Annotated in this window: 21 protein-coding genes and 2 pseudogenes; 1 reads left to right on the forward strand and 22 read right to left on the reverse strand. The window is 63.5% G+C overall.

All coding sequences use genetic code 11. The features are described from left to right. Positions 1-18: 18 nt before the first annotated feature. Genes JCM25414_RS22045 through JCM25414_RS14860 form a run of 7 tightly spaced genes read right to left on the reverse strand, consistent with a single transcriptional unit; the run spans position 19 to position 6,196 of the window. Positions 19-534 carry a hypothetical protein gene (locus tag JCM25414_RS22045; RefSeq protein ID WP_051535927.1) on the reverse strand — a complete coding sequence of 172 codons (516 nt, stop codon included), beginning with the start codon at positions 532-534 and terminating at the stop codon, positions 19-21. Between the two features lie 27 nt (positions 535-561). After that, on the reverse strand, positions 562-1,374 hold the full coding sequence (locus tag JCM25414_RS22050) for a hypothetical protein (protein ID WP_051535928.1): 813 nt from the start codon (positions 1,372-1,374) through the stop codon (positions 562-564). Next, positions 1,314-1,622, reverse strand: a complete 309-nt coding sequence (locus JCM25414_RS22055) for a hypothetical protein (RefSeq protein ID WP_051535929.1) — start codon at positions 1,620-1,622, stop codon at positions 1,314-1,316. The genes JCM25414_RS22050 and JCM25414_RS22055 overlap by 61 nt, the downstream gene beginning before the upstream one ends. After that, entirely contained in the window at positions 1,619-3,652 is a 2,034-nt protein-coding gene (locus JCM25414_RS14845; RefSeq protein WP_025842153.1) for a hypothetical protein, read from the reverse strand. Before JCM25414_RS14845 ends, JCM25414_RS22055 begins: the two co-directional genes overlap by 4 nt. Next, a complete protein-coding gene (locus JCM25414_RS14850) occupies positions 3,640-3,894 on the reverse strand; it encodes a hypothetical protein (RefSeq protein WP_025842154.1) in 255 nt (84 codons plus the stop codon). Before JCM25414_RS14850 ends, JCM25414_RS14845 begins: the two co-directional genes overlap by 13 nt. Beyond that, on the reverse strand, positions 3,840-5,159 hold the full coding sequence (locus tag JCM25414_RS14855) for a hypothetical protein (RefSeq protein ID WP_148301137.1): 1,320 nt from the start codon (positions 5,157-5,159) through the stop codon (positions 3,840-3,842). Before JCM25414_RS14855 ends, JCM25414_RS14850 begins: the two co-directional genes overlap by 55 nt. After that, positions 5,156-6,196 carry a hypothetical protein gene (locus JCM25414_RS14860; protein WP_025842156.1) on the reverse strand — a complete coding sequence of 347 codons (1,041 nt, stop codon included), beginning with the start codon at positions 6,194-6,196 and terminating at the stop codon, positions 5,156-5,158. The genes JCM25414_RS14855 and JCM25414_RS14860 overlap by 4 nt, the downstream gene beginning before the upstream one ends. A gap of 138 nt (positions 6,197-6,334) precedes the next feature. Here JCM25414_RS14860 and JCM25414_RS14865 point away from each other — a divergent pair, with 138 nt between their 5' ends. Continuing rightward, positions 6,335-6,745 carry an MliC family protein gene (locus JCM25414_RS14865; RefSeq protein ID WP_025842157.1) on the forward strand — a complete coding sequence of 137 codons (411 nt, stop codon included), beginning with the start codon at positions 6,335-6,337 and terminating at the stop codon, positions 6,743-6,745. Here JCM25414_RS14865 and JCM25414_RS14870 read toward each other — a convergent pair. From JCM25414_RS14870 to JCM25414_RS20940, 15 genes and pseudogenes are all read right to left on the reverse strand, one after another. Further along, the gene (locus tag JCM25414_RS14870) at positions 6,727-7,401 is read right to left on the reverse strand and encodes an HK97 gp10 family phage protein (RefSeq protein WP_025842158.1); all 675 of its coding nucleotides are present in this window, start codon (positions 7,399-7,401) and stop codon (positions 6,727-6,729) included. The two genes, JCM25414_RS14865 and JCM25414_RS14870, sit on opposite strands and share 19 nt — an antisense overlap. Before the next feature lie 3 nt (positions 7,402-7,404). Beyond that, entirely contained in the window at positions 7,405-7,599 is a 195-nt protein-coding gene (locus tag JCM25414_RS14875; protein WP_025842159.1) for a hypothetical protein, read from the reverse strand. 182 nt (positions 7,600-7,781) lie between these two features. Then, positions 7,782-7,985, reverse strand: coding sequence for a hypothetical protein (locus JCM25414_RS23150; protein ID WP_148301138.1), 204 nt, complete (start codon positions 7,983-7,985; stop codon positions 7,782-7,784). After that, a complete protein-coding gene (locus JCM25414_RS14885; protein WP_025842160.1) occupies positions 7,952-8,218 on the reverse strand; it encodes a hypothetical protein in 267 nt (88 codons plus the stop codon). The genes JCM25414_RS23150 and JCM25414_RS14885 overlap by 34 nt, the downstream gene beginning before the upstream one ends. 67 nt (positions 8,219-8,285) lie before the next feature. Then, complete coding sequence (locus JCM25414_RS14890) at positions 8,286-9,488, reverse strand: phage tail tube protein (protein ID WP_025842161.1); 1,203 nt, start codon at positions 9,486-9,488, stop codon at positions 8,286-8,288. A 12-nt stretch (positions 9,489-9,500) separates the two neighbouring features. Then, positions 9,501-10,049 (reverse strand): hypothetical protein, encoded by a 549-nt coding sequence (locus tag JCM25414_RS22060; RefSeq protein ID WP_025842162.1) that lies wholly within the window; start codon positions 10,047-10,049, stop codon positions 9,501-9,503. A gap of 408 nt (positions 10,050-10,457) precedes the next feature. Then, positions 10,458-10,895, reverse strand: a complete 438-nt coding sequence (locus JCM25414_RS20920; RefSeq protein ID WP_025842164.1) for a hypothetical protein — start codon at positions 10,893-10,895, stop codon at positions 10,458-10,460. Then, the gene (locus JCM25414_RS14910) at positions 10,895-11,218 is read right to left on the reverse strand and encodes a hypothetical protein (protein WP_025842165.1); all 324 of its coding nucleotides are present in this window, start codon (positions 11,216-11,218) and stop codon (positions 10,895-10,897) included. The genes JCM25414_RS20920 and JCM25414_RS14910 overlap by 1 nt, the downstream gene beginning before the upstream one ends. Then, entirely contained in the window at positions 11,215-11,487 is a 273-nt protein-coding gene (locus JCM25414_RS23155) for a hypothetical protein (RefSeq protein ID WP_025842166.1), read from the reverse strand. Before JCM25414_RS23155 ends, JCM25414_RS14910 begins: the two co-directional genes overlap by 4 nt. After that, complete coding sequence (locus tag JCM25414_RS23160) at positions 11,484-11,873, reverse strand: hypothetical protein (RefSeq protein WP_025842167.1); 390 nt, start codon at positions 11,871-11,873, stop codon at positions 11,484-11,486. Before JCM25414_RS23160 ends, JCM25414_RS23155 begins: the two co-directional genes overlap by 4 nt. Before the next feature lie 17 nt (positions 11,874-11,890). Beyond that, positions 11,891-13,092, reverse strand: a pseudogene (locus JCM25414_RS25495) (phage major capsid protein); the annotation flags it as partial. Positions 13,093-13,170: 78 nt separating this feature from the next. Continuing rightward, positions 13,171-13,797: an HK97 family phage prohead protease gene (locus JCM25414_RS20930; RefSeq protein WP_025842171.1), complete on the reverse strand. Its 627-nt coding sequence runs from the start codon at positions 13,795-13,797 to the stop codon at positions 13,171-13,173. Next, positions 13,790-13,918, reverse strand: coding sequence for a hypothetical protein (locus JCM25414_RS26205; RefSeq protein WP_277911350.1), 129 nt, complete (start codon positions 13,916-13,918; stop codon positions 13,790-13,792). The genes JCM25414_RS20930 and JCM25414_RS26205 overlap by 8 nt, the downstream gene beginning before the upstream one ends. Further along, positions 13,915-15,119, reverse strand: a pseudogene (locus JCM25414_RS22670) (phage portal protein). The gene JCM25414_RS26205 and the pseudogene JCM25414_RS22670 overlap by 4 nt, the downstream one beginning before the upstream one ends. After that, a complete protein-coding gene (locus JCM25414_RS20940) occupies positions 15,116-16,663 on the reverse strand; it encodes a terminase large subunit (protein ID WP_199897656.1) in 1,548 nt (515 codons plus the stop codon). The pseudogene JCM25414_RS22670 and the gene JCM25414_RS20940 overlap by 4 nt, the downstream one beginning before the upstream one ends. Positions 16,664-16,907 lie beyond the last annotated feature (244 nt).

Genomic DNA, 16,907 nt, shown 5'->3' on the forward strand with positions numbered 1-16,907 from the left:
GGGTAAGCGGGCCGGGCCCTAGACCAGAACGGTCAGGGTCACGCTCGCCTCGGCAGAGCGGATCTGCTCGCCGATCACGAGCCCGGTCACGCCCCCGCGCAGACCCGGCGCTGGCAGATCGAGCCGCAGCGCCTGGCCGAGATCGATGCCGCCCGCGACAGAGCGCGGCAGGGACAGGCTCCAGAGATGGCGCTCGGCCCCCCAGAGATAGCCATGGCTATTGGCGGCGTTCTGGGCATCGCCTTCGTTGATCAGCGCGGTCGGAATCACCGGCAGATCGCCGGGCTGGCGATAGCGCAGCTTAATGGTGGGCAGATACCAGGCTGCAACACGGTCTTCCTGCAGCACATAACTCTGCCGATCGGCCGTGATACGCGGATGCAGTGCATTGCCGCCCTGCTGCACCGTCTGGTTATGCGCATAGCCGATGCGCCACCGGAAAGGCGGTGGCGACAGCCCGCTATCGAGCGCAATCCCCGACAGGGCCGTGACCTGGTCTGCCGTCAGCACCCGCGAGGGCGTGCCGCCGGGCATTTGCAGGCGCAGGGGCGTGAGCGTGCCTCATGGTGGGCACGAGCCGGATGCCGAGCCCCGAGAGCCAGGTATTGACGATCTGGCGCCCCGTGACCGCCTGGCTCCCGTCCCAGTACCAGCCCGCCTGCGCGTATCCTCCCACGATCCGGCAAGCCATTGCGCGGGCATGGTCAGATCCTCGACCAGCATCTGGCGCAGGAGCGGCAGCAGAGTGCGCGGCGCTGCCCCCGAGGGGAAATCGCCCGTGGCATCGACCGTGATCGCATAGACGGGCTTTGTGCCGAGCCGGATGAACAACCCGCCCGAGCTGCTCTGCATCTGCCAGGTGCCGGGTGAGGGGGGTGACGCATAGAGATCGCCCACGGCCCCGCCATAGGCGATGCCACCGGCAAACCCGCCCTCGTAGAGCGTCGCGACAGAGCCCGGCCCGTCGCTGATCTGGTAAACGAGATTGACGGCATCGATCAGCACCGGGGTCAGGTTGAGCGCCGCGCCACGCAGGCGCGGCATCGAGCGGCCCTTGACGTTGCCATCCCCGCCAAAGCGCCCCGACCCGGCATAGGAGCCGACCGGCATGATGACCTCATCGAGCCAGCCGGAGACCTCACGCAGCGCGATCTGCACGTTCAGCCGGTCGGGTTGCCACGAACTGCCCAGCCCGGTGAATATGGGCACGAGTGCCGCGCTCGCCGGGTCGAGATCCATCTGACGCGCCGTATCGCGGGCTTTGAAACCGGCCCGGATACGCACCGGCATCCGGTCGATCACGCGATCGCGGATCAGCGCATCGAAACGCCCATCGGGATTGGCGAGGGTGATGGCGCCCCAGCTTTCGCGCACAGAGGGCGAGGCTGGCGACAGATCGAGCCTGCGATCGATCGCAAAGGCATCGGCCAGCAAGGCGGATAGGGCCAACCGGCCTCATCGACATACCCCGCATCGGACAGGCGCAGCGTGTCGATCTCGCTGCTGCGAAACGGCAGAAGCGTGATCGTGCCCGCCGCCGCCGTGCCCAGACCACGGACGAATTCGACATCGAGCGGGCGCTCGGCATCGATCTCGACCGCATGGAACAGAACGCCGCTCATGCTGCCTTGCCCTGCGCCTGGTGGCGCTGCTCGGCAAGCTGCTTGTTCGCCGTCTCGAGCAGGCGTTGCAGCAATGTGGCCAGGGTCTGGTTATTGCTGGCAAGCATCGCCTTGAGCGCCGATTCAGTGATCGTATCCGGCTTGAGGTTGCCGATCGATTGCATCACCTGCTGCACATGCGTGACATCGTCGGCATAATCGCGCCCCGAGCCGTTATAGCTCATGCTCTGCGTGAGCAGGGCCTCCGCCGCGCTGCGCATGGATTGCAGCGCCTCATAATCGCCTTGCCCGGCCTTGTTCGCGAGCGTGTTGAAATTATCGTTCGCGGCCCGGTATTGCGCTTCGGCCGAGAGAGGCGAGTAGCTGGATGTGCTGAGCCCCTTGGCGAAATCAAACAGGTTGCTGACGACGGACGCCGCCGAATTCGAGGCCTGGTCGCGTTCCTGCTTCGCCGTTTCAACCGCCTTGTCGGCATATTGCTTCTGGATGGCCAGACGCTCTGCCGCGAGCGTCCGATCGAGATCCGTCGCCTGCTGCAGATAGGTCTTATTCCCGGCATAGGCATCGCCAAGAAAGCCCTTCCAGGACTCGGCCAGCTGGCGCCTTTGCTGCGTGGCCGAGAGATCGAAATCCATCAGATCGGCGCCCTGCTGATTACCCTGCGCCGCCAAGAGCCGGGCTTTCACCGACTGCCCGCTTTCGGTCAGGCTGCGCATGTTCTGATCGTAGCCTTCCCGATAGAGTGCGCTGAACTTGTTATTGAGCGCGTTGCCATCCAGCCCGTAGGAACCGGCCTGGCTGGCCGCGTCCGCATAGGTCTTTTTGAGCGCCTCCATCTGTTCCACCCAGCTCTGCTGGCCGTTGACCGTGGCTTTCATGAGATTGGGCATGGTGTTGCTGACAAACTCGGTGATGGTGGCAACCTGCGATTGCAGATCGCTGGTCGAGACCGTCTTGCCGTTGAGCATATGATCGAGCGCCGTGCGCAGATCGCCCGTGGCCTCGGTAAAGCCCGAGACAGTGACCGTGCCGTCACTATTGAACTTCGAAACGGCAACGTGCAGCGCATCGACCGTGTCGGCCATGGCCTTGAGCTGCGTGACCGCGCTCTGGAACGAGGCCACGCTATCGAAGCTCGCAGGCATTCCCTGCGCAAGCGCCTGGGTGAAGGTGGCATTGCCGTCGCTGCGCAGCTTCACGCCGCCGAGCAGATCCTTGAGGCTGACCGAACGCTGATCGGGGTCTTTGTTATTCGGATCGTCGCGCACCGTGCCGAGATAGGCATTATCGGCCTTCAGCCCGAGGCTTGTCATCATGGTGTTGAGGCTGGCCAGCTCCGATTTGAGCTGGGCGGTGATGGTGTCGGTCTGCTTCTGGTTCCAGCTCTGCCCCATCTTGAACTCGTCGCCCTCGAGCAGCACCTGGTCGATCGTGTAGGGGTTTTTCTTGTGGCCGAAGAGCCCGCCCAGCAGGCCACCGATGCCACCCCCCGCGAGACCGCCGATCAGCGTGCCGATACCGGGAAAAATCGTGCCGATGGTCGCACCGATCGCGGCTCCCCCACCTGCACCGAGCAGGCCATAGGTGCCGCCGCCGATATTACCCAGAGCCGAACCGAGCCCGAACCCGCCGCCGATACCGCCGAGCATATTGCCCACGGTCGCGGTGCCGAAAAGCTTCGTGCCCATCGCACTCGATAGCCAGCTGCTCGAGCTGGCAACGCTGCTTGTCGCCGTGCCAGCGCCGGGAATGGACACGCTGCCCGCCTTGCCTGCGGCGCCACCCACCGACCCGCCCGACGCCAAGGCATCGGAGAGGCTCGAAAACGTGCTGCGACTTCCACCATCCAGAGCGTTCATGGCCGGATTCATGAGGCCAAGCTTTGCGACAAGCCCTACGATCTGCGTCTGTAGCCCAGAGAGGATCGAGCCGAAGCTCACAGCCCCCTTGCCGCCCTGCACGAAAGCCTGCGTGACGCTGTTCGTCATTGTGTCGAATATGCTTTCCATGCTGCCGGTCAGCTCATCCATGGCCGATTTCTGATGCTGGTAGGCGGCACTTGACTGAGCTTGTGCTTGGTAAGCGCGATATAATCCTGCGCCTCTTTAGGCAGAACGTCGCCGTATTGCCGGTGCATTTCCATCTCGGCCTGCATGACAGCGAGATTGATCTGACGCTGTTCTGTGTTCTCCCCGAGTGACGCCGTCTGCGCCTTGATCAGGGCAATCGAGTCGGACAGGCTCTCATTCTTCTGGAGCTGCTGCGCCCGCACCTGGGCTGCGGATGCGGCATCGAGCGCCGCCGTGCGGCGTTCCACTGCCGACACGAATTCGGGGCTGGATGAGTCAAAATCATTGAGCGCCTCGGTATAGGCCATCTGGTAGTTCGTCGCGTGTTGCAACGCCTCACTCGATCCACCCGCAGCGGTAGCAATTGCGGCTTGCGACTGCGCCTGGCGTTCAGCCGCAACCGTGCCATCTTCATAGGCGGCAGCGAGCACGGCCTGTTTGTCTGCCAGAGCTGGGTAAGCGCCTGTTGTTCGACGCCCGTGCCGCGTGCCGTCTGATCGAATTGAGCCACCACCTCAGCCATGCTGCGCCAATAGCCCGTTTGCGCCTGCAGGGGGGCGAGACTGTCATTGAGCCCCTGGGTTATCTTCTCCTGCGGGCTCAGCGTGTTGGCGAGCGCCACGCGCGCCTGCGTGATCTGCTCTTTGGTCTGGGTCCAGGCTGCAGAACCTTCCTTTTGCGTGGCGAGCAGCTTCTCCTCAGACGCAATATAGTCCTCAAGCGCGCCGCGCTGCTGCGTCCAGCTTGTTTCACTGACCGAACCGGCACTGGCAGACGCACCGGCCTGCAGCGATTTCGGATTATCGATGACAGCGGCAGAAATCGCGTGCCTGACCGATTCAGTCGAGCCCACGCTCGCCGCCTTGCGGTCGGCATATTGATGGCCGCCGCTCTCATGACCGATGACGGCCTTGTAGAGATTGGTGAAGCGTTTCGGGAAGTTGAGCCGTGCCGCCTCCTGGTCGATCAGCGATGACGTGTCGGCAGGAAGGGTGTCGATATCGTAGCCCCGCACGGCAGTTGCATATTTGCTGGCACCGGCGCTGCCTGGCGTGTTGCCGCTGTAATAGGCGAGCGTGTTATCGCGGTTGTCATTGGCCTTTTTCATCGCTTCCATAAAGATCTTCATGGAGGCGTCGATATTGCCCTTTGGCGTCATGATATCGTAGCCGCTGCTATAGCGCGGATCGACCTGACCGAGCCCGTAATGATGCTGACCGGCGGCGTAATTGTCGATGACGTCACCGCCTGCCAGCCCGTCCGTGGCCGGTCTGCGGGCGTTTTTCGTCAGATAGGAGGTGACGTCGGTGATCGCATCCATAAGCGATGTTCCGATGCCCGTTGCCATTCTGCCCAGAGCCGACGTGACTGGCTCCGTTACGGTCTTGAGGTTTTCGAGCGACCGCTCAAACGGCGTCATGGCCTCGTCATGCGCGCCTTTGGTCGCATCACGCAGGCGATCCATCACCTGCGCAAAAGCTTCTCCCTGATTGCCGCTCGCCTGAAGCTGCGCACCTGTTCGACAAGGGCTGCATCGACGCCGGGGAGGTGCTGCTTGTAAAGCGCCTCGATCTCGGCAGTCGGGTCGGTCATGGCCTGTTGCACGGCCTTGAGCCCGTCGGCCAGCGTACCGAATACGGCCCCCGCATCGCGGGCAATGTTGGCAAGCTCGATGATATCGGTACTTGACCCGGCAAAGTTGTATGTCTGACCGATCTGCGTGGCGGCGGTTGTCGCGTCGCCACGAGACCAGCCGGTCTGATGGCTCAGTGTCAGCCCTGCCGAAGAGACGGCGCCCGCCATACGCGCAGCATCATCGCGGGTCGCGCGTAGCTGCGTCGAGAGCTTGGCCAGGCGCGATTCCTGTTCCTCGGCATACATGCCCATCTTGCCGAAAGCGGCCCCCGTTGCCAAAGCCAGAGCCGCGACACCGACCGGCCCCGCCAGCAGGCCGCCCACGATTTGCGTGGCTTTGCCCAAACCGCCCATGACCGTGATCATGTTCGGCACCTGGTAAAACGCGGCCTTCATGGCGCCGCCACCGGCAAGCACCTGATCGGCGAATTTATGCGCCTCGCCAGCCAGAATGCCGATCTGATAGCTCGACAGCTTCGCAACCGCCGTGCCTTCCGCAAGGGCTGCAGTGTGCAGCTTGCTGGCACCCGTAGCCGCGTCGAATTTCTCTTTCTGTGCTGCCGCCGATTTCGCGATGCCGGCCAGAGACCCGGCATATTGCTCCTGCGTAATCTCACCAGCCGCAAGAGCTTTCTGCAGCGCCTCGATATTGGCTGAGCGCTGTCGGATCTCGCTGCCAAGTTTTGACGACGCACGCGTAGTTTCATCGAACTGCCGGGCCACCGAAGCGCCGGTACGGCCCACTCTGGTCAATCTGGTATCGACCACCTCTGCCGCATCGCCGATCTTGAGCAGGGAGGCCGCATCCTCCTGCGCCTTGGCGAGATTGCTTTCGAAGGCGATGTATAGCTCGGAAATGGTGGTGGTCATCGAAAGGCTCCATGCGTGCGGCATCAGCCCCTGTGTTCTGCAAACACAGATGAGCCCAAGTATTGCCGTGATCTGGTAGGAAGGTCTGCGCACGCCCCGAAGCGACAAATTCTGCGCGGCGAGAAAAGGAGCAGGACCATGATTCGAAAACTGACGGGAGCAGCAATGGCTCTGGCAGCCATAACCGCTATCGCACCTGTGCGCGCAGAGACCGGGGATTCACTCTCGATCCCCCTTTCCACGTCGACCGACATCCAGCGTCAGACCGTTGCGTATACCTGCAAGGCAAAAAAAGGAGCGAGCTCAGCCAAACTGCGCGCTGTCCTGCCCGAAAAGATCGTCAAGGTAAGCTATATCAATGCGGGTGATATCAGCCTTGCAGTGCTTCGGATCGACGGGAAAACGCAGATTTTCACCAACGTGATTGCAGCGAGCGGCGCCAAATATGCCGCAGCTGAATATGTCTGGTGGAGCAAAGGCGATGACGCGATGTTCTCGAGCGAAATGGATGCCAGCGCCATGCTGACCTGTCACGAAATCAAGGGCTGATTATTTCCGTCTCCGCTCTCATGAGCGAGGCTGATTTCCAGCGCCGGATAGGTCATGGCAACGCCCGCCCGCGTTCTGCGCTCGCCAGAAGCGCCGCGCAGGATGTAGGGGGCCGATGCCGCGACACCGCTGCCCAGGCGGATAAAAATCTTGCCGAAGCTGAGTGTCGGAAAGCGCCGCATGAGGTTCTGGCGCACGCGTTCGAGTTCATTGCGCCTGATGCGCGGCTCGAGTGCCCCGGTTTCGATCTTGCGGGCATAGGGCATCGGATTGACGATCAGGATCGTTGCGCCGGCTGGCAGATCCCTGAGCGGCTGTTTCCACGGCCTGTCGTCGCAAAGCGGCACCCAGGAATCGCGAAAGCGCCCGCTACGCACGGGCGAGGTCGATCGACACAGATCGAGGGCCGCTTGCGCCGCTTCGCCTGTGAGGTTGAAACGATAGAGAATGGCCCCGTCCAGACGCACGCAGGATTCGGGCGCATCGGCCTTGCCATCCACATAGCGCCGCCAGCTGGGCGGGGCCTCGCCGCGTGCGATGAGATCCTCACGCGCAGCGATCGCCCTGCGGGCCAATTCGGCGCGCAGGGCTTCAGGCGAGAGGTTCCGATCGACGAAAAGCCGAAGCGACCGGCTGAAGGTTGCAGCACGGGCCATGGTTTACCCCCTCATGAACTGGGCAATATCCTGGGTGATCCTGCGATTGCGGTGGGCGATGAAAACGGCATCCATGGCGCGGATCTGGGCCTCGACCCATGGGCGGTCGTTTTCCGAAACGGCGTTGACCTCGCACCAATGCGCCAGGGCCTGCCAGCTGATGCCGCCCGGTCTGGACACGCCACGGATCTTGCCCATGGCGGCGCCGAGCGTCTCGCCGATCCAGCAGCGATCGTGCTGCAGATCGTGCCAGCCGCGCCATGGACGATCGAGCCATGGCGGCAGCTCCGGCTTGCTGGCCAGCAGGAATTCACGGTGCGCCGGAAGCTCGTCAGGCCCTGTGAACTGGCCGAATTCAAGCTCCCAGGCCAGCGCCTCGGTCAGTTTCCCACCGCGTCCCGATGGGCTTGCGCCTGCTCGTCACCGACACGCGACGCCGCCGAGATGGCGAGTGCGATCAGCATCGGATGCTCACCGCTTGCGAGCAGTTTGCGGAACGCGTCGACCGTAATTGCCGACCCGTCATCGTTCTGCAGGCCGTCCACATCGATCACGCAATGCTCGGCGATCGCCTGACCCTGCAAACGGTCATCCTCGCTCGGGGGCAGGGTTTCGGCTGTGTATCGTGTGCGCCCGGCTGCAGCGAGCGGTTGAGACGGCTGGCCGCTTCAGACTTGAGCGTAAAGAGGGCATCGCGGTAACGCGGTGTGAAGCCGCGTGTCGTGACGAGAAACGTGTTGCCGACCGGGCCGACCTCGATCGTTTCGCCCTCCTGCACACGGGCAGCGTCACGGGAAAAGGCAGAGAGTTTTGCCATTGTGGTATCTTTCTTGTGTTTGGGTCGATGGGAAGCCTGCACCCTCTGCGGGCGCAGTGTGATGCAATCAGGCCGGGAAGATGCTGAGCGAGAAGGTGCCGCCGCCCGGTTGCGGGTTGCCCTCGATGTCGAAGGTCGCAACGATCGTGCTGTTCTTGGACGTGGCATTGACCTGCGGATTCTGCAGGGTCGATGAGAAGAAGGTCAGGCCGTAGATGTTGCCCTTGATATCCTTGAGCAGCACCTGCACCGGCCCCTGCCAGTTGTCCTGAAACCGCTGGTATTCCGTGCTGTTGCGGAAAAAGAGCTGGATCTGGCCCGTTGCCGTGAGACTGCCGGGCCGCTGCCCCACCGCCGCCACGCTGCCGAGGGCGAAATCCTGACCGGCCCCGTCACGCGTGAGCGTAACCGAGAACTCGCGCACCGGGTCGTCGACCTTCTTGCCGTCGATCCAGATCGCGCCCCATCCGTTGACGGGATCGAGCACGAAACTATCGGTCGGGGCGAGCAGATCCGTCGCGGGCGACGTGGTCAGTCTCTGCTCGTCGCGAAAATCGAAATCGGCCGAGAAGGTGGCGAACTGGCCCTGAGCGATCGAGAGCTGGATCTGTTTGACGAAACCGCCCGTGCGCACAAGGACGTCATCGCCGAGCTGCTCGATAAGCGTGATGCTGTTGAAAATCGCATCGTTCGTGATCACGCTCGCCGAGGCGGTTCCGCCGTCCGTGACGGTGGCGGGCAAGGCGTCGAACGTATCGAAGGGCGCGATAATGTAATCGGGGCTTGTGCGCCTGTAGGGGATCACCCGGTTGATCTTGCCCCCGCTCGCCCAGAGACGGGTGAACCCAGCCAAGGGCAAGGAACTCCAAAGGGAATCCTTCCAGGTCGAGATCGTGATGCCTCTGGGTTCCCAGGACGGGCGCTCGAAACCCAGCTCCGTTCCGTTAGGGACACGCACGGTCTGATCGACCGTATTGCCGGAACAGACGCAGGCGAACAACGCATCGTAGCTGCCGAAGGAGAGCGCGCCCGAAAGCGTGCCCCCCACGGTCTGCTGCGTTGTGACGGCTTGAGAGGCCTCCCAGTGCGGGTCGATTTCCTCGGGGCGCTGCCGGTTGTTCTGTCGCCGGAAATTCTCGCCGGTCAGGCGCAGGCGCTTATAGGCGATTTTCGGCGCGACGCCATAAGTCGCCTCGCGGGCATAGGCGAGCCGGGTGTCATTGGCCTGCACACCGGCCTGATACCCGGCAGTGGCTCCAGTAAAATTCATATCACGCGCCCTTCACGCCAGAGGAATTACTCGCACCGGCGCCCGAGCTGGAGACCGAGCCCCCCGAGGTGACGGCACCACCCGAACTCGCAGAGCCGCCCGAGCTGACGCTGCGCCGGATGTCTGCGCCCCGGATGAGGACACGCTGCCGGGGTTTGACGGGGCGGGCGTGGCCTGGTCCGGCTTCGTGTCGGTCGCAGCCTCGAGCTGGGGCGTGAGTGCCACGCGGCGCCCATAAAAGAGCTGCAGCGCGTAGGCCGTCATCGCCGCATCGCTGGTCTCGCTCACAAGGATCTGCTTTTCGGTGGCGAAAATGCCCGCATCGTCGGCCTGCTCGATGAGCAGCTCATAAGCCTGGCCCTGTTCGGCGCCCGCAGGCGCGACCGGGGCGGGCATGCCGCTCATGGCCCGATAAGGGGCGACAGCGACACGAAGCCCGGCCGCAACCGTCTTCGCGGTCCTGGTCAGGGCGACTGAGGTGCCGGGCGCGTCGAGGGCAGCACCGGACAACGCGAAAAGACCGCTGCCAGCAGCGGTCTCCGCAAGAGAGAAGAATTTCATCTTGTGCCTTTCAGGGGAGGAGATGGCGGTGGTGGTCCGTTCATGAGTGCGGGTCGTCGCCGCCATGTTGCGCGCATGAAAAAAGCCGCCCGGAAGGGGCGGCTTTGCAAAGAACTGGTAGTCGATCCCGGCTGAGATCAGAGACGATGACGTCTCCCTTTTACGCCGGCTGTCGATCTGGCTATCACATAGGCGACAGCGCATCCCCCGAGGGCAGCCAGGATCGACGTGTAGGCCGCACTCTCAGCGATAAAAGAAAAGCGCGGCGGTGCATGGGCTATTATCAATGAGAATTGAGCAGCGAAGAGTGCAGCAATGAAGATGCGCGGACCGGCGTCCATCGTTTTTTCCTCCATAAGCTCATGGAAGTAGAAAGCTAGAAGGCCGCGTATATCATGACAAACTATTTCAATCTGATTCGCGGATTATTCGATCCTGATAGCGGTAACGGATCATCAGGCTCATGCTGATCCAGTTGCCGGTGGTGTCGGGATCGGGCGGGTAGAGGCTTTGCCCGTCGTAATAGAGGCCCTCGGGCCAAGGCAGCGCGTCGGCCTGCTGCGCGCGAAACATCGCGCTCATGGCCGTGCAGTGGGTCAGGGCATCGGGTGTCGAGATCCTGCCCACGCGCATCGTCAGATGCAGCGCGATCTCGCCTTCCTCTTCCATGGCGGTTTCACCCAGACCGAGGCGGTCAGACCGGCTGGTCTGGGCTTCCATGCGCCAATGGAGCGGAGGGCGGTCCCCTGGTGGCTGCATCAGCACATCGACCAGCGGGATGTTCTGCTTCTCCGCTGCAAGCGAAGCGCGGGCATAGGCGTCATTCCAGACAATTGCGGACAGCATTACGAGCCTCCCGAAGCGATAAGGGTCCAACCGCAAAGCGTGACCCGGTCATAAACCGGGCTGGCATCGGTCAGGGTGTAGGTTTTGAGCCCGTCACGCAGCTGATCGCCCGACCGAGGCGTGTAGCCGCTGCGTGCCGTTTCATCGGCGGTGATCTGGACGATGAACGGGGCCTTGCCTGCGCCCTCGGCCAGCTGCGCCGCCTGCGGGGGCGGTGCATAGCCGGTGACGGTCAGGCTCTCTGAGAGATCGGCCCGGCTCAGCACCATGGATCGACCGGCCCGCAGGATCTGCCGCCTGCGTCGGCTTGCGCCCACGCTCACGAAAGACCCGCCTGCGCATAGCGGGCAAGAATGGCTGCGGCATCGGGTGGCAGACCACCCAGGCTTGAATCAGGCGTGGCCCAGCTGCTCGCCCCCACGCCTTGCTCGCTTTCCGAACGCAGGAGCGGATCGCCGCGCTGCGCCGTGTAGAACAGGGCACGGGCCGTCGAGAGCGTGGCAGCGCGGATATCGGCGGGCACGGTGGAGGAGAGATCGTTGCCGTGACAGTCTTTCATACCCGGCACGATCCAGCCGCCCCTATAGGTCACGCGGTAGCGCCCCGGCCACCACCAGGCGCCTGCAGGGACGACGGGTAGAGCAGCCCGGATGATGCGCCGGATTCCCAGCCATCCGGCCCTGGGTCGAGGGTAAACCCGTCCTGCGTCACGTCGACGATCGCGATCAGCGGCGTGACGGCCAGGGCGAGAGAAAGCCTGCGCTCGCCATCCCCGACGCGCAAGGTCTGGCGATACAGGCCCGCCAGAACCGGACGGCCCAGCATGGACTGAACGAGCGCCGTGGCCTGCGCCAGATACTCGCTCAGCGCCAGATCGCTGATCTGAGCGGCAGGCTCGCCCGACAGCTGCTCGCGCAACGCATCGAGCGACGCCAGGGTCAGCCCCTCGGCAGGGGCTTCGAGAATGATGAGCGTCATGGCGAAGCCCCCGATCAGGCTTTCTTTGCCGCCGTGGCATCCGGCGGAAGGGTACCGGTGATGAAGGATTGCTGACGATAAACGACGAGGCCGGTACGTTCTTCGATACGAACGGTGACCATGTTCTTCTCGAAATCGTCACCCACAGTGGCAACCTCGACCGCGACAGACTGCCGGTCGAAAATCTGCGCACCGGTGGCAAAGGCACCCACCAGAAATCGCCCTGTCGGATCGTGTTGCTGACGACAACCGGTAGACCCCACAGGGACCGCGTCGCGACGGATTGCGGGTCGCCGAGGACATAGCGGCCGATGCCGTCCTTGACGGAGGTGATACGAAACCAGTCGATCTCGTGCAGGACGATGCCGGTTGCCGGGTAGAGCGACAGCGAAGCCTGCAGCATGGCCATCCGGATCGTATCGAGAGCGGCATCCGGGACTGCAAGACCGGCTGGCGCCGCGAAAGCTGTAGCCTGCTTCATGAGGCCAAGGATATTCGCCCCCGTCCCGTCGCCGTACATGAACTGGTATTCCTCGACCTGTTCCAGCCCCGCAACGCCCTGCGCATTGATGATCGAGACGAGTTCAGGAGCATCGTCGAGAGCTTGCTTCGAGGCCTTGAACAAGTGGGCGATGACCGCGACATTCGCCCGGCTGAGCTCGAAACTCATATCCGAATACGGCTTGGCCGCGCCTTCAGCGACCGGCGTGGCCTTATTGCTGAAGCTTTTCTGCCGTACGAATTCGATAATGGGTGACGAAGTCGCTCCGGAGGGGATGAGACTACGCAAGGTGGGTTGCGGCAGGCGGATCATATCGATACCCGGCAAACGCATCGCAGGAATGAGGGATGTTCCGGCAGACGTCGTCGCGCCCATGGTGGCAGGCCCTGTCGTCAGCGCCTTTCGTTCCATCTCGGTCCTGACCCGCCCCTGAAATGAGGATTTGAGGTCGCGTGCCGCTTCGCTGGCCATGAACTCTTCGCCCAAGCTCAGAGGCCTGCTCTCGGCGTCGCCGCTACGGCGAGCTGTTTTCTGCTCGATATCGGCCAGGCGGGCCGAAAGCCCGTTCATCTCGGCCAAGGCCTTGTCTGCACTGGCTTTGGTTTCTTCCGTGACCCTGCCAAGGTTCTTCAGCTCGGCGGTGGAGGCCTCGGCAAAACGCTTGACCTCATCGGTCGCGGCCTTGAGTTCGCGGGCGGCCTGTTCGTAATCGGACATGGGGTTTTCCTCATGAAAAAGGGCGCTCGAGGCGCCCTGTTCCGTGTTCTGGATGGATAGTGAGATGCGCCGGAGCGATCAGCCTGACCGGCTGGCCCCACGCGGGTCGGCAGGGTGAATCTGGCGCGCGTTGCCTCGCTCAATGCCCGGCTGGCAGCGCGTATTTCTGCAATCAGCTCGGGAAGCTGCGGCTGCGGGATAAAAGCGCCTGCGCATCTCGAACACGCGGGCGAGAGCGTTTGACGGGTCGTCCACGAGGCTGACCTCGTGCAGGTTCACGGCCTTGATCTGACGGCGCGAGCCTTTCGGATCGGTGCCGAAAGTTGCGCCGTTCTTGCGTAAGGAAAAGCCGATGGAGAGGCCGCCGAGCGCGCCGTCCTTGACGAGCCCGTAAAGCCTGCGCCCGTAATCGGTATCCATGCCCGACAGACGCCCGCGCAGATGCAGGCCGTGCGCGTCTTCGCTTGCATCGTCCCACACGCCCACGGGTAGGCCGTCACCGCCCAGAATGCCGTGCATGACATGCATCGGAATGCTGCGCCCCTGCGCCTTGCGCTCGGCCAGCGTTTCGGCAAAGGCACCGGGCAGCACGATATCGCCATGCGCATCCTTGTGGCCGAACACGCTGCCATAGCCCTCGAAGCTGCCTTCGGGCGCGTTGGGGGCGAATTTCCACTCAAACGGGGCGGCGAGATACTCACTCATTGTCATCTCCTGTCAGGTCTTTGCGGGGGCCTGGCGCTGGATCGTTACCGGGCGGACCCTGGCCACCCGAGCCGAACCCGGTGAGGGTGCGGGGCTTGCCGATATCGGTGAGCGGGATCATCTGGCCTGCACCATCAGCACCTCGCCGCCCGGCATGGGGGCCAGATTGTCATTGGCGCGAGCCTCGTTGACGGTCATCCAGCCCGAGCGGAGCGCGCTCTGCATGTAGCTGGCGCGTGCCGTGCTATCGCCACGCATGAGCGCATCGACATTGAACCGGGCGAAATACCGATCGCGCTCGGCAGGCGCGAGCAGGCAGCGCGAAACGGCCTGCTCAATGCGTTGCAGCCAGGGCATGAGACCGTATTGCAGGAACCAGAGATTCATCTGCTCCAGCCCGGTGCCCCAGGCCGTGGATTTCTCCATGGCCCCGATCATGGCGGGCTGCACCCCGAACCACCGGCAGAGCGTCGCAACGCCCAGCTGGCGGGTTTGCAGCAGCTGCAGATCCTCGGCCTTGAGCCCGATGCTTTCGACCTTCCAGCCGCCCTCGAGCAAAGGCGTTTTGCCCGCGTTCATCGCGCCTGAATAATCGGCCAGAATGGTCTTGGCCTGTTCCTTCTGCGGTATGGTCAGATAGGTCGGGGCAGAGATATAGGTCTGCGAGAGCAGCCCGTTTCTGAACATGCGCCCCGCCGTTTCCTCTGCGGCGAGTGCGGCCCCGATGGACTGCCGACCGGCCGTAAGCGGTGAAATGCCCATGAGCCCGTCGAAACAGAAACCCTTGATGTGGAAGATGTCGCCCTCATCGAGCACGAGCGTCTTGCCCTGGTAGCTGTAGCGATAGACCAGCGCGCCGGTATTGGGGGCGCGTTGCACGGTCATGCGGTCGGGCCGCAGCGGGTTGAGCGCCACAATCTGCCCGTCACCACGCCGCATGATCTGGCGAAGCCATTGCCCCAGGCGAGGCAGCACGCAGCCATGCACGACCAGAACTCGATCGGCGTCATATCGGCATTGGGCGCGCGGGCCAGCACGCGATAAAGCGGATGATCGCGCGCCAAAGACGATTGCCCGTCGCCCTGCTGCTCGTGCAGCTTGAGCGGCATCGAGCCGATGGTCTCGGACAAAAGCCGGATGCACGCCCAGACCGTGTCGAGCTGGAGCGCGGTATCGACCGAGACGCTCTGGCCCGCAATGCTCGGCCCGCCCGCCATGAAAGCGCCTAGGCGCAGATCGGTCAGGGACACGCCCGTGAGGGACTGGAACGCCGCGCTTGCGGCCTTGTAGGCCATGCCGCGCAGTCTTGTGGCGATGCTCATACGGCAATGATCCCGGTTGAGAGAAAGTCATCCATCCGGCCGCCACCGGGCGGCTCGGGGTTGCGGCTCATCAGCGTGACGGCATTGAGCAGCGCCATCAGCGGGTCGATCTTGAGATAGCCCGCCGCCTGTTTGGTGATGATGATGGCATTGCCTCTCGGCTCCACCTTCGCGTTCGAGACAGCCCAGCCCATGATCGGCCGCGCACCGTGGCACAGCGTGCCATCCGCCAGCTTGCGCTCGGCGGTCTTGATGGCGCCCGAGAGCGTCCAGCCCTGCGAGATACCCACCACGCGCTCATGGGCAATGCCGATCTGGGCCAGCGCATCGACAATGGCGCCCACGCCCATCGGGTCGAGCCCCACGATCGCCAGCTTGTTGCTCTGGTCGATCGTGCCGAGTACCGCCACCAGCTGGTCGATATCGGTACCGGGCTCGGCCGTGATGACCAGATCGCCCTGCGTCTCGAAGTCACGCAGCTGGCTGGCCTCGCGCTTGCGCAGTGCGAGTACGCCCTCGAACACCCAGCTTTTCTGCCAGTGCAGCCACTGCCCGGTTATACGATCACGCCCCAGGACAGCGAGCGACAGCAGATCGTCGAGGCCGCCGCCGTCGATGCCCGCCACGATGACCTCGCAGCGTTCGATCAGGGCTTCGAGGGTCAGTGTGTCGTCGCCTGCGCCCTGCCAGTAATCGGCACCGACCCAGCGATCGGAGCGCAGGGCCAGGCCGATCTCGACATTGAGATGTTGCGAGGCCCAGCTGGCCAGCTCGCCCACGCCTTTCTCGCGTGCGTCCTCATATTCGCGCTTGAGGCGATCCAGCGTGATCGACCGCCCCAGATTGGGCAGGACCATCGGCCAGTAGGCGGGATCTTCCCAGGGCGCGGCCTCGCCGGGCAGTTTCGAGGGCTGCTGGATATCAGGCGGCAATTCGTACAGGACCGGCAGGACCGGCTGGAAGCGCTTGCCATCGCGTATCTCGCGGGCGCGGATCAGATCCTGCGCGAACACGCCTCTCGGTGGCCCGTCGCTCTGGGTGGTGATGATGGCCAGGAACGCCTCGGGCTGCGAGATCATGCCGCCGCGTATCTGGCGCATGACACTGCCCGCATCGTTGCGCATGGCGATGACATGCTGCTCATCGACCAGCACGCCTGCGGGCTTCACGCCGGTCATGACGTCTGGGCTGAACGCCTTGACCTGTAGTGTCGCCCCGGTCGTGCGGAAGGTCAGGCGCTTGAGATGCGTTTGCGCGTGGAACCGCTGCATCAGCGTGCGGTCGTTCTGCACCATGCCCAGCGCCTGGCTGAAGGCGAGATCAGCAATTTCCTTTGTAGGCGCGACGATCAGGAATTCTGCGTTCGGCCGCTCGTTGACGATCACGGCCGTCAGCATCAGCCCGGCGCCGTTAGTCGTCTTGCTGTTCTTTTTCGGCACCAGAAGAAACAGTTCCTGGATGGCGCGCGCACCTGTGTTGGGATCGAGCGCGCCGAACAGGGCAGAGAGGATCTCGCGGAACCAGTCGCCGCAAGCTTCCGCCATGGCAGGAGTACCGGCACATCAGGAATGCGCAGCCGGTCGAAGCAGCGCACGGCCCGCGCCGCGAGTTCGGGATTGACTGGCTCGAGATCCGGCAGGAGAGACCGGCCAGCACGCAGGCGCGCTTCCCAGTCCTTCCGGCTCAGATCCAGCATGGTCAGTTCCTTCTGTTGATCGGGGGCAGATCGTCGCCCCAGCCGCTATCGAGGCCGGGCAGAGCGGGTTGATCGTCACGCGGGGCCGCGAG

This window comes from Asaia platycodi JCM 25414, from assembly GCF_000614545.1.
GTDB lineage: Bacteria > Pseudomonadota > Alphaproteobacteria > Acetobacterales > Acetobacteraceae > Asaia > Asaia platycodi.